The organism is Pseudomonas sp. S2_C03 (assembly GCF_054668405.1).
In genome coordinates this window covers 5,049,820-5,064,523 of record NZ_CP162766.1, presented here as the reverse complement: position 1 = coordinate 5,064,523, position 14,704 = coordinate 5,049,820, and the positions used below count along the sequence as shown (strand labels likewise).

At 60.7% G+C, this 14,704-nt stretch carries 10 protein-coding genes and 1 pseudogene; all 11 read left to right on the top strand.

The features are described 5' to 3' along the window. Window positions 1–28 precede the first annotated feature (28 nt). Window positions 29–1,552 carry a histidine ammonia-lyase gene (hutH, locus tag AB4N64_RS23250; RefSeq protein ID WP_460118885.1) on the top strand — a complete coding sequence of 508 codons (1,524 nt, stop codon included), beginning with the start codon at window positions 29–31 and terminating at the stop codon, window positions 1,550–1,552. 114 nt (window positions 1,553–1,666) lie between these two features. Next, on the top strand, window positions 1,667–3,199 hold the full coding sequence (gene hutH, locus AB4N64_RS23245; protein WP_460118883.1) for a histidine ammonia-lyase: 1,533 nt from the start codon (window positions 1,667–1,669) through the stop codon (window positions 3,197–3,199). 100 nt (window positions 3,200–3,299) lie between these two features. Beyond that, on the top strand, window positions 3,300–4,523 hold the full coding sequence (gene hutI, locus AB4N64_RS23240) for an imidazolonepropionase (protein WP_460118881.1): 1,224 nt from the start codon (window positions 3,300–3,302) through the stop codon (window positions 4,521–4,523). Continuing rightward, entirely contained in the window at window positions 4,516–5,319 is an 804-nt protein-coding gene (gene hutG, locus AB4N64_RS23235) for an N-formylglutamate deformylase (protein ID WP_460118879.1), read from the top strand. Before hutI ends, hutG begins: the two co-directional genes overlap by 8 nt. A gap of 281 nt (window positions 5,320–5,600) precedes the next feature. Then, on the top strand, window positions 5,601–6,548 hold the full coding sequence (locus AB4N64_RS23230; protein ID WP_460126847.1) for a choline ABC transporter substrate-binding protein: 948 nt from the start codon (window positions 5,601–5,603) through the stop codon (window positions 6,546–6,548). 21 nt (window positions 6,549–6,569) lie between these two features. After that, window positions 6,570–7,496 (top strand): alpha/beta hydrolase, encoded by a 927-nt coding sequence (locus tag AB4N64_RS23225; RefSeq protein ID WP_460118876.1) that lies wholly within the window; start codon window positions 6,570–6,572, stop codon window positions 7,494–7,496. A 104-nt stretch (window positions 7,497–7,600) separates the two neighbouring features. After that, window positions 7,601–8,572 carry a prolyl aminopeptidase gene (gene pip, locus AB4N64_RS23220; protein WP_460118875.1) on the top strand — a complete coding sequence of 324 codons (972 nt, stop codon included), beginning with the start codon at window positions 7,601–7,603 and terminating at the stop codon, window positions 8,570–8,572. Next, window positions 8,569–9,006 (top strand): D-aminoacyl-tRNA deacylase, encoded by a 438-nt coding sequence (gene dtd, locus AB4N64_RS23215; protein WP_460118873.1) that lies wholly within the window; start codon window positions 8,569–8,571, stop codon window positions 9,004–9,006. Before pip ends, dtd begins: the two co-directional genes overlap by 4 nt. A gap of 276 nt (window positions 9,007–9,282) precedes the next feature. Then, window positions 9,283–11,106 (top strand): glucan biosynthesis protein G, encoded by a 1,824-nt coding sequence (locus AB4N64_RS23210; protein WP_460118871.1) that lies wholly within the window; start codon window positions 9,283–9,285, stop codon window positions 11,104–11,106. Beyond that, window positions 11,099–13,668 (top strand): annotated as a pseudogene (mdoH, locus tag AB4N64_RS23205) (glucans biosynthesis glucosyltransferase MdoH). Before AB4N64_RS23210 ends, mdoH begins: the two are co-directional and overlap by 8 nt. A 222-nt stretch (window positions 13,669–13,890) precedes the next feature. Further along, window positions 13,891–14,688 (top strand): transporter substrate-binding domain-containing protein, encoded by a 798-nt coding sequence (locus tag AB4N64_RS23200; protein ID WP_460118869.1) that lies wholly within the window; start codon window positions 13,891–13,893, stop codon window positions 14,686–14,688. The last annotated feature ends 16 nt before the right edge of the window (window positions 14,689–14,704 follow it).

The following is a 14,704-nucleotide window of genomic DNA, read 5'->3' as shown; positions in this document are numbered from 1 at the left end:
CTGCATCAATATTGGCTAGAGGTAAAAGATGTCCCAGGCTGAAAAAATCGTAATCGCCGATGCCCCGTTGCGTTGGCAGGATGTGGTCGCGGTAGCCCGCCATGGCGCGCAGCTTGAGCTGTCACCGCAGGCCTGGGCACGCATCGAAAACGCCCAGGCTATCGTCCAGCGCATCGTCGCCAGCGGCGAGCGTGCCTATGGCGTCAACACCGGCCTGGGCGCGTTGTGCAACGTGTCGCTTGAAGACGAGCAACTCAGCCAGTTGTCGCGCAACACCTTGCTCAGTCACGCCTGTGGCGTCGGTGCGCCGCTGGCCGACGAGCAGACCCGTGCGATCCTGTGCGCCGCCATCCGCAATTACAGCCAGGGCAAGTCCGGCATCCATCGCCGCGTGGTCGAGGCCCTGCTGGCGTTGCTCAATCGCGGCATCACTCCACAAGTGCCGTCCCAGGGCTCGGTGGGTTACCTGACCCACATGGCGCACATTGGCATCGCGTTGCTGGGCGTTGGCAATGTCAGCTACCGGGGGCGAGTCGTCTCTGCACAGCAGGCGCTGGCCGAAGAGGGCTTGCAGCCGGTGCAACTGGGCGCCAAGGATGGATTGTGCCTGGTCAACGGCACGCCGTGCATGACCGGTCTCAGTTGCCTGGCGCTTGCCGATGCCACGCGTTTGTTGCAATGGGCCGATGTCATCAGCGCCATGAGCTTTGAAGCCCAGCGCGGACAGATCGCTGCGTTCGATGCCGAGATCATCGCGCTCAAGCCGCATCCAGGCATGCAACAGGTCGGCACGAACCTGCGCGGGCTGCTCGAAGGCAGTGAAGTGATCGCGTCGAGCAAAGGCATCCGCACCCAGGATGCGTTGAGCATTCGCTCCATCCCTCAGGTTCACGGCGCTGCCCGGGATCAACTGGCACACGCCGTTGCCCAGATCGAAACCGAACTCAACGGCTGCACCGACAACCCCTTGCTGCTGGGGACGCCGGACAATTTCCGCATCATGTCCCAGGCCAATCCGCACGGTCAGTCAGTGGCCATGGCCGCTGACTTGCTGGCCATCGCCCTGGCAGAAATCGGCTCCATCGCCGAGCGTCGACTCGACCGCCTGATCAACCCGCACGTCAGCGGACTGCCAGCGTTCCTGGTGGCGAATCCGGGGGTGAACTCCGGGATGATGATCGTGCAATACGTCGCCGCATCCCTGTGTGCGGAAAACCGTCAACTGGCGCAACCGGCGGTACTCGACAACTACGTCACCTCGGGCCTGCAGGAAGATCACCTGAGCATGGGCACAAACGCTGCGCTGAAGCTGCATCGGACGCTGGAAAACTGCACGCAGATTCTTGCCATCGAGTACCTGCTGGCGGCCCAGGCCTTCGAGTTCCTCAAAGAACAACGCTTCGGCGCTGGCACCGACGCTGCCTGGCATCTGCTGCGTGAACGGGTCCCAGCCTATGACCAGGATCGCTGGCTGGCGCCAGATATCGCGGCGGCAGCCGAGGTACTGAAAGACCCGGCATTGCTGCGCAATACGTTACCGAATTTGCACTGATTTCCCGACACCAGCGTGCCAAGGCGCGGCTCCCCAAAAGGCGAGACGCGACGGACAACGGACATCTCCGGAGCGTCTGGTGAGTTAATAAAAAACTCTCAAAAGGAGCATGAAATGACTGCGCTCAACCTGATTCCCGGCCAACTGAGCCTGGCCCAACTGCGTGATGTCTATCAACAACCGGTCCAACTGACCCTCGACAGCAGTGCCTCGGCCCAGATCGAAGCCAGCGTTGCCTGCGTGGAACAGATCCTCGCCGAGAACCGTACCGCCTACGGCATCAATACCGGTTTCGGCCTGCTGGCTTCGACTCGCATCGCGAGCGAAGACCTGGAAAACCTGCAACGCTCGCTGGTGTTGTCCCACGCAGCCGGCGTCGGCGAGCCCATCAGCGACGCGCTGGTGCGTCTGATCATGGTGTTGAAGGTCAATAGCCTGAGCCGTGGTTTCTCCGGGATTCGCCGTGTGGTCATCGACGCGCTCATCGCCCTGGTCAACGCCGAAGTCTACCCGCACATTCCGTTGAAGGGCTCGGTAGGGGCGTCCGGCGACCTGGCACCCTTGGCGCACATGTCGCTGGTGCTGTTGGGCGAAGGCAAGGCGCGCTACAAGGGCGAATGGATGGAAGCCACCGAGGCGCTGAAAATCGCTGGCCTGACCCCGCTGACCCTGGCAGCGAAAGAAGGCCTGGCTTTGCTCAACGGTACGCAGGTTTCCACCGCGTTTGCCCTGCGCGGCTTGTTCGAAGGTGAAGACCTGTTCGCCGGCGCCTTGTCCCTGGGCGCGCTGACCGTTGAAGCGGTACTGGGTTCGCGCTCGCCATTCGACGCACGCATCCACGCCGCCCGTGGCCAGAAAGGCCAGATCGACGCCGCTGCCGCCTACCGCGATTTGCTGGGCGATCGCAGCGAAGTCTCCGATTCCCACGAGAACTGCGAGAAGGTGCAAGACCCGTATTCCCTGCGCTGCCAGCCACAGGTCATGGGCGCCTGCCTGACTCAGTTCCGTCAGGCCGCCGAAGTGCTGGCCGTCGAAGCCAACGCAGTCTCCGATAACCCGTTGGTGTTTGCCGCTGAAGGCGATGTGATTTCCGGCGGTAACTTCCACGCCGAACCCGTCGCCATGGCTGCCGACAACATGGCCCTGGCCATCGCTGAAATCGGTTCGCTGAGTGAGCGCCGTATCTCGCTGATGATGGACAAGCACATGTCTCAACTGCCGCCGTTCCTGGTGGCCAATGGCGGCGTGAACTCCGGCTTCATGATCGCCCAAGTGACGGCGGCCGCGCTGGCCAGTGAAAACAAGGCACTGTCCCATCCGCATTCGGTGGACAGCCTGCCGACCTCGGCCAACCAGGAAGATCACGTGTCCATGGCCCCAGCTGCAGGCAAGCGTTTGTGGGAAATGGCTGAAAACACCCGTGGCATTCTCGCTGTTGAATGGCTGGCGGCGGCTCAGGGCCTGGACCTGCGCAACGGTCTGAAGACTTCCCCGAAACTGGAGAAAGCCCGCGCCATCCTGCGCAACGAAGTGCCGTTCTACGAGAAGGACCGCTTCTTCGCGCCGGACATCAATGCAGCGACCGAACTGCTGGCTTCGCGGTGCCTGACCGAGCTGGCGCCGGGCAAGTTGTTGCCAAGCCTCTGAGGGCCCCATCGCGGGCAAGCCCGCTCCTACAAGGAATAGCGCAACACCTGTAGGAGCTGGCTTGCCCGCGATTCGATTTTGAATACTCTGGAGATTAGAGATGAAAACGCTCTGGCAACATTGCCACGTCGCAACCATGGCGCAGGGCGTCTACTCGATCATCGAGGACGCGGCCATCGTGACGTCCGGTGCGCTCATTGAGTGGATCGGCCCACGCGCCGAACTGCCGTCCGGCGAGTACCCGGCGGTCAACGATTTGAACGGGGCCTGGGTTACTCCGGGCCTGATCGACTGCCACACCCACACGGTGTTCGGCGGTAACCGCAGCGGTGAGTTCGAGCAGCGTCTGCAAGGCGTCAGCTATGCGGAAATCGCCGCCGCCGGTGGCGGCATCGCCAGCACCGTGCGCGCCACGCGGGCGGCCAGTGAAGATGAGCTGTTCGCCAGCGCCGCCAAAAGGCTGAACAGTCTGATACGCGACGGCGTCACCAGCATCGAGATCAAGTCCGGCTACGGCCTGGACCTGGCCAGCGAACGCAAGATGCTGCGAGTTGCCCGTCGCCTGGGTGAAAAACTGCCGATCAGCGTGCGCAGTACCTGTCTGGCGGCGCACGCCTTGCCGCCGGAGTACAAGGATCGCGCCGACGATTACATCGAGCACATCTGCACCGAGATGCTTCCGTCCCTTGCGGCTGAAGGACTGGTGGATGCGGTGGATGCCTTTTGCGAATACCTGGCGTTTTCCCCGGCGCAAGTCGAGCGGGTATTTATCACGGCGCAGCAACTGGGCCTGCCAGTGAAATTGCATGCCGAGCAATTGTCATCGCTGCACGGTTCGACGCTCGCGGCGCGTTACCACGCTCTGTCCGCCGACCACCTGGAATTCATGACCGAAGACGATGCCATCGCCATGGCGACCTCCGGCACCGTCGCCGTGTTGCTGCCCGGCGCGTTCTACTTCCTGCGTGAAACCCAATTGCCACCGATGGATGCGCTTCGTAAACACGGAGTGAAAATCGCCATCGCCAGCGATCTTAACCCCGGCACGTCGCCGGCGTTGTCGCTGCGCCTGATGCTGAACATGGCCTGCACCTGTTTTCGCATGACTCCGGAAGAGGCCCTGGCCGGTGCGACCATTCACGCGGCCACCGCATTGGGCATGGCCCGGACCCATGGCTCGCTGGAAGTGGGCAAGGTGGCAGATTTCGTCGCCTGGCAAATCGATCGTCCCGCCGACCTGTCGTACTGGTTGGGCGGTGAGCTGGAAAAACGCGTCGTGCGTCACGGCGTTGAAACACACTTCCAGGAGAGCATTCGTGGATAAAGTTCTGAACTTCAAACAAGGCAGCGTGCCGTTGCTGATCAGCATGCCTCACGCCGGCGTGCGCCTGACCCCGGCAGTGGAAGCCGGGCTGATCGCGGACGCGAGAAGCCTGCCGGACACCGACTGGCATATCCCGACGCTGTATGACTTTGCTCACGAGCTGGGTGCCAGCACCCTGGCCGCAGAATATTCTCGGTTTGTGATCGACCTGAACCGCCCATCGGACGACAAACCGTTGTATGCCGGCGCAACGACTGGGCTGTATCCCTCGACCCTGTTTGATGGCATTCCATTGTTCCTGGAGGGCAAGGAGCCAACGGCGGCCGAGCGATCGACCTACCTGGAACAGGTTTGGACGCCGTATCACACAACTTTGCAGAACGAACTGGCACGACTCAAGGCTGAATTCGGTTATGCATTGTTGTTCGATGCGCACTCGATCCGCACGATCATCCCGCACCTGTTCGACGGCAAGCTGCCGGACTTCAACCTCGGCACCTTCAACGGCGCCAGTTGCGATCCGCAGTTGGCCACGCAACTGGAAGGCATCTGCGCACGGCACAGCGACTACACCCATGTGCTCAATGGTCGGTTCAAGGGTGGCCACATCACCCGGCATTACGGCAACCCGGCGGACAACATCCACGCGGTGCAACTGGAACTGGGGCAGAGCACCTACATGGAAGAGTTCGAACCGTTCCGCTACCGACCGGACCTGGCGGCGCCGACCCAGGTGGTGCTCAAGGAGTTGTTGCAAGGATTGCTGGCCTGGGGGCAAGCACACTACAAGGCCTGACACTTTGGGTGAATGTGTCGGCCCCATCGCTGGCAAGCCAGCTCCTACAGTGATTTACGGTGTTTACACAATTTGTGTTTCAACACCGGCCCACCCTGTAGGAGCGGGCTTGCCCGCGATGGCGGTGTGTCAGGTCACCTCAAACAGTCGCCACCGTGCAAATCTCGGTCGCCACAGGTCGCTTTTACCTTTCGTCTGCTGCGTAATGTTCTGCGCACGGTGCACAAAGACACCGAGCCCATAACAATCCGCTGCCGCACGAGAACGCCCTTATGACAAGCATCAAAGCTCTGTTTACCCGCTGTCTCTCCATCCTTTGCGGTACCGCTTTTCTGAGTACCAGTGTGCTGGCCAGTGATGACGCCTCGTGCAAGACGGTGCGCATGGGTGTGGTCAACTGGACCGACGTGATCGCCACCAGCGGCATGGCCGATGTGCTGCTCAACGGCCTGGGTTACGAAAGCAAACAGACCAGCGCTGTGCAGCAAATCATCTTCGCCGGCATCCGTGACAAGCGCCTCGACATATTCCTCGGTTACTGGAAACCGGCGATGGACAAGAATATTGCTCCCTTCCTTGAGGCCAAGCAGGTCCGGGTCTTGGCCAAGCCGAGCCTGGCCGATGCCCAGGCGACGCTCGCAGTGCCCGACTATGTCGCCGAGGCCGGGTTGAAAACCTTCGCCGACATTGCCAACTTCAAAGACAAGCTCGGCGGCAAAATCTACGGGATCGAGCCGGGCAGTGGCGCCAACACCACGATCAAAACCATGATCGAGACCAATCATTTCGGTCTCAAGGACTTCAAACTGATCGAGTCTGGTGAGGCGGGCATGCTGGCGGCCGTTCAGCGGGCGGTTAATCGTAAGGAGTTCGTGGTATTCGTTGGCTGGACGCCGCATCCGATGAACATCAACATGAACATCACCTACCTGACCGGCAGCGAAGACGTATACGGGCCCAACGAAGGCGCGGCGACCGTATCCACCGTGACGTCGCCGGACTATGCCGAGCGCTGCCCGAATGTGAACCGCCTGCTGGAAAACCTGACCTTCACCGCTGCTCAGGAAAGCCAGTTGATGGTGCCTATCATGGAGCGCCAGACCCCGCAGGATGTGGCCAGGAAATGGCTGCGAGATCATCCGGAGGATCTTCAGCGCTGGTTGGCCGGGGTCAGCAGTTTCGATGGCAAGGATGGCGTCGCCACCGTACAGGCCAGTTTGAAAAACTGATAGCAGCAGGGCTCCGGGCGAATGGCTAACTATCCGCTTTCCGAACAGATGATGGCGTTCGTCGACAAAACCATCGGCTTCAACAGCGCCGACAGCAGCCTCGCGGGCGTGCGCCGGGCCTACAGCGAGATGTGCCGGGCGTTTACCCCGGCACGACCTGGCGGCTTGTATGTGGTCGACTTCGAACTCGCCGGGGTGCGGGTGCGGGCGTATCAACCGCCATTGGCATCACCGCCCGCCGGTGATCCGTGCGTGGTGTACCTGCATGGCGGCGGTTGGGTAGTGGGGGATCTGGATTCCCATGATTTCATCTGCGCCGAGTGGGCGGCGACGCTCGGCGCGTTGGTCATCGCGGTCGATTATCGACTGGCGCCGGAGCATCCATTCCCCGCCGGGTTGCACGACTGCCTGGGTGTCTGGCGTGCGCTGAGAACCGGCCCCTTTCGCCTCGACCCCCAGCGTTCACTGGTGGCCGGCGACAGCGCAGGCGGCAATCTCGCCGCCGCGTTGTGCCTGGCCTTGCGCGATGCGGGTGAACCCCTGCCGGCGGCTCAAGTACTGATCTATCCAGGCCTGGGGGGTGATCACCGGCTGCCCTCGCGTCGCGAGTGCAGCGACGCACCCTTGCTCAGCAGCCGAGACGTCGAGGACTACCACGCCATGTACCTGGGAGCCCGGCCGCCATGCGCCCATGCAATGCCGTTGCTGGCCGACAGTTTCAGCGGGTTGCCACCGGCATTGATCGCCGTGGCGCAATTCGATCCGTTGCGAGATGACGGCGTGCGCTACGCCGAACAACTCACGGCGGCAGGCGTTGCCACCACGTTGTACTACGGCGAAGGACTGGTTCACGGCAGTTTGCGTGGGCGCGGCCAGGTGCCCGAGGTCGACGCGCTGCATGAAACACTGGTCGGTTATCTGGCTAAAAAACTGACGACAGAACTCTGACTCAGCAAGGGCATGCTCATTGACGTAATTCGGGTTTATGATGCCGGACGGCAGAATGATAGAAGTCCCCCCAGGGATGACCTCGACCCCTTACGGAGCGCGCAATGCAGACTTTGTACCCGCAGATCAAACCCTACGCCCGGCACGATCTGGCTGTCGATGAAACCCACACCCTGTACGTCGATGAAAGCGGTTCACCGGAAGGTTTGCCGGTGGTGTTTCTCCATGGCGGCCCAGGTTCGGGGTGTGATGCACAGAGTCGCTGCTTCTTTGATCCCAACCTGTACCGCATTGTCACCTTCGACCAGCGCGGTTGCGGTCGCTCCACCCCGCACGCCAGCCTGGAAAACAATACCACCTGGGATCTGGTTGCAGACCTGGAGCGGATTCGCCTGCACCTGGGCATCGACAAGTGGGTAGTGTTCGGCGGTTCCTGGGGTTCGACCCTGGCGCTGGCTTATGCGCAAACCCATCCCGAGCGCGTCCACGGCCTGATACTGCGTGGGATTTTCCTGTCCCGCGCGCAGGACATTCACTGGATGTACCAGGAGGGCGCCAGTCGCCTGTTCCCCGATTACTGGCAGGACTACATCGCACCGATTCCGCCAGAGGAGCGGGGCGACCTGCTCCACGCCTTCCACAAGCGCCTGACCGGTAACGACCAGATCGCCCAGATGCACACGGCCAAGGCCTGGTCCACCTGGGAAGGGCGGATTGCGACGTTGCGTCCGAACCCGGTGGTGGTCGAGCGATTCACCGAACCGCAGCGTGCGCTGTCGATCGCCCGCATCGAATGCCACTACTTCGTTAATCACTCGTTCCTCGAAGAAAACCAGTTGATCCGCGACATGGACAAGATCGCCCATTTGCCCGGCGTGATCATTCACGGTCGCTATGACGCGATCTGTCCGATCGATAACGCCTGGACCTTGCATCAGAACTGGCCCAACAGCGAATTGCAGATCATCCGCGAGGCTGGCCACGTGGCGTCCGAGCCGGGCATCACCGATGCGCTGGTGCGCGCCGCCGACCAGATGGCTCGACGCCTGCTCGATCTGGCACCCGAAGAAGCATGAAGGGTCTGTTGCAGCGCGTGCGTAGCGCACGCGTCGAGGTCACGGCAGAGGTAGTGGGCTCGGTAGGCCAGGGGTTGCTCGTGCTGGTCGCTGTAGAACCAGAGGACACTCGCGCCAGCGCCGACAAACTTCTGCATAAGCTGCTTAACTATCGGGTGTTCAGCGATGCCGAGGGCAAGATGAATTTGTCTCTGGCGGATGTCGGCGGTGGGTTGCTGCTGGTTTCACAATTTACCCTGGCGGCCGACACCAAGAGCGGGTTGCGACCGAGTTTTTCCACTGCTGCTCCTCCAGCGCTGGGTGAAGAGCTTTTTGATTATTTGCTGGAGAAAGCGAAACAGGTGCATGGCACTGTGGCATCAGGTAGATTCGGCGCCGATATGCAGGTGCATCTGGTCAATGATGGCCCGGTAACCTTCCTGTTACAGACTTGAAAGTGCTTGAAACAACTTTTTAAGGGCTTTTCGGCTGAAAACGGGGCGTTTTCGCGATAAATACTTTGTTGCACCTGATGCGTTGTAACGCGGCCTACTAGATAATCGCGCGCTACGCGGATCGGCGTTCGTTGGTCCATTTTGACTTAGGTAGAGACTTGTCCAGGACCTGTTGGGGAATCATTTAGCCCCATAGGAGTCGGAACAATGCTCGCCAACCTGGCGTATAGATAGCTAGCCGTTGGTTTATTGATCTGTTTTCGGCGAGGGTTGCTCGTGATTGTTAGTCCGTGTATTGCACCAAAATTGTCTGCCAAACGGTTGCGTAGTGCTCTGGTAGCGGGCTCAGCCCTGCTTTGCCTGCTCAGCGCTGGCCAGCTTTGGGCATTCAGTCTGGATGATGTGTCGGCCAAGGCAAAAGAGCTGGCCGGACAGAAATACGAAGCCCCGCGCAGTAACCTGCCGACCGAATTCCGCGAAATGAAATTCGCGGATTATCAAAAAATTCGCTTCCGCACGGAAAAAGCCGAATGGGCCGATCAGAAGAACCCGTTCAAATTGTCGTTCTACCACCAGGGTATGCATTTCGATACACCGGTGAAAATCAACGAAATCACGGCTAACACCGTCCAAGAGATCAAATACGACCCAAGTCGATTCGATTTCGGCGATCTGCAATTCGATCCAAAAGCTACCGAAAAACTCGGCTACGCCGGCTTTCGTGTGCTGTACCCGGTCAACAAGGCCGACAAGCAAGACGAAATCATGACCATGCTCGGCGCGAGTTACTTCCGCGTTGTCGGCAAAGGCCACGTTTATGGCTTGTCCGCGCGCGGCATGGCAATCGATACCGCGTTGCCGTCCGGTGAGGAGTTTCCGCGTTTCCGTGAGTTCTGGGTTCAACAGCCCAAGCCGGGCGACAAGCACCTGGTGATTTTCGCCCTGCTGGATTCCCCGCGCGCAACCGGTGCTTACCGCCTGACCCTGCGTCCTGGCAGCGACACCATTGTCGACGTCAAGGCACAGATGTTCCTGCGCGACCGCGTCGGCAAACTGGGCATCGCGCCGCTGACCAGCATGTTCCTGTTCGGCGCCAACCAGCCGTCCAAGGTCCTGAACTACCGTCGCGAGCTGCACGATTCCAGCGGCCTGGCCATCCATGCCGGCAACGGCGAGTGGATCTGGCGTCCCCTGAACAACCCGAAACATCTGGCCGTGAGCAACTTCTCGGTCGAGAACCCACGTGGTTTCGGCTTGCTGCAGCGTGGCCGCGACTTCAGCCACTACGAAGACCTCGACGACCGCTACGACAAGCGTCCAAGCGCCTGGATCGAGCCCAAGGGCGACTGGGGCAAGGGCACCGTCGATCTGGTCGAGATTCCGACCGCGGACGAAACCAACGACAATATCGTGGCGTTCTGGAGCCCGGAAACCCTGCCCGATCCTGGCAAACCGCTGGAATTCGGCTATCGCATGCACTGGACCATGGACGAGGCAGCCTTGCACTCGCCGGACAGCGCCTGGGTCAGCCAGACGCTGAAGTCCACCGGCGACGTCAAACAGTCCAACCTGATCCGCCAACCGGACGGCAGCGTGGCTTACCTGGTCGATTTCGAAGGTCCATCGCTGGCGGCACTGCCACCTGACGCGGACGTGCGCAGCCAGGTCAGCGTCGGTGACAACGCCGAGCTGGTCGAGAACAGCGTGCGCTACAACCCGGAAACCAAGGGCTGGCGCCTCACCCTGCGCCTGAAGATCAAGGATCCGGGCAAGTCCACCGAGATGCGCGCTGCCCTGGTGCAGAGCATCGTCACGCCTGACCTGGCCAAAACGTCGCTTCCGGCGTCCAACTCCTCGGTGGCCAAGGCTGACAAGGTCGCTGCCAAGCAAGCGGAGAAAGTCGAGAAAGCCGAGAAAGATGCGAAGGCTGCCGAAGCCAAACCGGCCGACGCCAAGCCAGCCACCGATGCCAAGGACAAGGCCAACAACCATGACGCCCAGCAGCCTGCTGCCGACGCGGCCCCAGCCACACCGGAATCGGCCCCGACTGAAGAAGTCCTGACCGAGACCTGGAGCTACCAGTTGCCTGCCGATGAGTAATCCCCAAGTCCAGCCAGAATCGCTCTCGGAGTATCTGGCTCATTTACCGATGACCGACCAGCAGCGCGCGGAACTCGCGGGCTGCCAGTCCTTCAGTGAACTGCATCAGCGTTTGTCGTCGTCGACGTTCGACGCGCCTGCCGACGCCGCCCAGGCGTCCGTCGGCAAGCGTTTGATCCTGAGCAGCGCCGAAGAGTTACGCGAAGCCGAAATGCTGGTGCTCGACGCCAGTGGTCGGGTGTGCCTGAAGGCGACTCCGCCGATCCGTCGGACCAAAGTCGTGCCAGAGCCTTGGCGCACCAACATCCTGGTGCGCGGCTGGCGTCGTATCACCGGTCGTACCAACCCGCCGAAGCCGCCCAAGGACGAAAACGTCCTGCCGGCTGCACGCTGGCGCACGGTCGGTTCGATCCGTCGCTACATCCTGCTGCTGTTGATGCTCGGCCAGACCATCGTCGCCGGCTGGTACATGAAAGGCATCATGCCGTACCAGGGTTGGTCGTTCGTCGACCTCAACGAGGTCCTGCATCAACCGTTTTTGCAAACGGCCACCCAGGTACTGCCGTATGCGCTGCAAACCAGCATCCTGATCATGTTCGGGATTCTGTTCTGCTGGGTATCGGCCGGCTTCTGGACCGCATTGATGGGGTTTTTGGAACTGCTGACCGGGCACGATAAATATCGGATCTCCGGTAAAAGTGCCGGCAACGAGCCGATTCCAAAAGACGCACGCACCGCTCTGGTCATGCCGATCTGCAACGAAGACGTGCCACGGGTATTCGCCGGTTTGCGCGCAACGTTCGAGTCGGTGGCCGCTACGGGCGACCTGGATCGCTTCGACTTCTTCGTGCTCAGCGACAGTAACGATGCCGACATCTGCGTTGCCGAGCAGCAGGCATGGCTGGACGTCTGCCGTGAAGCCAAGGGTTTCGGCAAGATTTTCTATCGTCGCCGTCGCCGTCGCGTGAAACGCAAGAGCGGTAACCTCGACGACTTTTGCCGTCGTTGGGGGGTGACTACAAGTACATGGTCGTGCTCGACGCAGACTCGGTGATGAGCGGCGAATGCCTGACCAGCCTGGTACGCCTGATGGAAGCCACGCCAGACGCGGGGATCATCCAGACCGCGCCGCGTGCTTCGGGCATGGACACGCTATATGCGCGCATGCAGCAGTTCGCTACCCGTGTCTACGGCCCGCTGTTCACCGCCGGCCTGCACTTCTGGCAGTTGGGCGAGTCGCACTATTGGGGCCACAACGCGATCATCCGCATGAAGCCGTTCATCGAGCACTGCGCCTTGGCGCCGTTGCCGGGTAAAGGCGCGTTCGCGGGTGCGATCCTGTCCCACGACTTCGTCGAAGCCGCGCTGATGCGTCGTGCCGGCTGGGGTGTGTGGATTGCCTACGACTTGCCGGGCAGCTACGAAGAGTTGCCGCCGAACCTGCTGGATGAACTCAAGCGTGACCGTCGCTGGTGCCACGGCAACCTGATGAACTTCCGCCTGTTCCTGGTCAAGGGCATGCACCCGGTGCACCGTGCGGTGTTCCTGACGGGCGTGATGTCCTACCTGTCGGCGCCTTTGTGGTTCTTCTTCCTGGTGCTGTCGACTGCGCTGCTGGCGGTCAACACACTGATGGAGCCGCAATACTTCCTGGAGCCGCGTCAGTTGTATCCGTTGTGGCCTCAATGGCACCCGGACAAGGCGATTGCGCTGTTCTCGACCACGGTGGTGCTGCTGTTCCTGCCGAAGCTGTTGAGTGTCATCCTGATCTGGGCCAAGGGCGCGAAAGAGTTCGGCGGCAAGTTCAAGGTGACGATGTCGATGCTTCTGGAGATGCTGTTCTCCATGCTGTTGGCACCGGTGAGAATGATTTTTCACACCCGTTTCGTTCTCGCCGCGTTCCTTGGCTGGGCCGCGACCTGGAACTCGCCAAAGCGTGACGACGACTCCACTCCGTGGAGCGAAGCGGTCAAGCGCCACGGCCCGCAAACCTTGCTGGGTTTCCTGTGGGCGTTGTTGGTGATCTGGCTGAACCCGAGCTTCCTCTGGTGGTTGGTGCCAATCGTCGGTTCGCTGATGTTGTCGATCCCGGTGTCGGTGATTTCCAGTCGTGTCGGCCTGGGCCTCAAGTCCCGTGACGAAAGCCTGTTCCTGATCCCTGAGGAATACAATCCGCCACAGGCGCTGCTGGCCACTGACCAGTACACCCACGAAAACCGTTATCACGCGCTCAAGGACGGCTTTGTACGTTCGGTGGTCGATCCTCAGCAGAACGCCTTGGCGTGCTCGCTGGCGACTTCGCGTCACCGCGAGGCCGAGCCGATCGAGTATCTGCGCACCGAACGGGTTCGCCATGCGTTGAAGGTGGGCCCGGAGGGCCTGACCAATAACGAGCGTGTGCAACTGCTCAGCGACCCGGTTGCCCTGGCGCGATTGCACGAGCAGGTCTGGAGCGAAGCTCACCCGGCGTGGCTGGACGCCTGGCGCAAATCGGTGAAGGCCGATCCCCATGCGCCGCTGCTGCCGCTCAAGCCGTTGAGCGTCGAGCCACAGCTGGCCTGATGAAAAAAACCCGCGAAAGCGGGTTTTTTTTACTTTGCCGATTGACCGTTGCGCTGATATCCGCCAACAAATCCTGCCTAAGCCCTTGTGCAAACGAGCGAGTGCGTTAGCATCCGTCCCCGAATTGGTGCGCCCGGGCAATTTTTGTCCGTATCGACGGATTTTCCCGCTGGGAACCGGCGATTGCGTGCCTCATAACGCAATGGTTTTGGGGACATGATGATGAAGAAGTATCTCTCGATGCTGCTGGTCGGCGTCACGGCATTGGTTGCAGTCAGCGCAGCGCAGGCCGGCGCCATCGACGACGCGGTCAAGCGCGGCACGCTGAAAGTCGGTATGGACCCGACCTACATGCCGTTCGAAATGACCAACAAGCGCGGCGAGATCATCGGTTTCGAAGTCGACATCCTCAAGGCCATGACCAAGGCCATGGGCGTCAAGCTGGAGCTGGTGTCCACGGGTTACGACGGCATCATCCCGGCACTGCTCACCGACAAGTTCGACATGATCGGCAGCGGCATGACCCTGACCCAGGAACGCAACCTGCGCCTGAACTTCAGCGAACCCTTCATCGTGGTTGGCCAGACCCTGCTGATCCGCAAGGAACTGGAAGGCACCATCAAGTCCTACAAAGACCTGAACACGGCTGACTACCGCATCACCTCCAAGCTCGGCACCACCGGCGAGATGGTGGCCAAGAAGCTGATCTCCAAAGCCAAGTACCACGGCTACGACAACGAACAGGAAGCCGTGCTCGACGTGGTCAACGGAAAGGCCGATGCGTTTATCTACGACGCGCCGTACAACGTCGTGGCGCTGACCAAGGTTGGCAACGGCAAACTAGTATTCCTCGACAAGCCGTTTACCTACGAGCCGCTCGCGTTTGGCCTGAAGAAGGGTGACTACGACAGCATCAACTTCATCAACAACTTCCTGCACCAGATCCACGAAGACGGCACCTACGATCGTATCCATGACAAGTGGTTCAAGAGCACTGAATGGCTCAAGGACATGGAATAAGGTTCAGGTCGTCTAG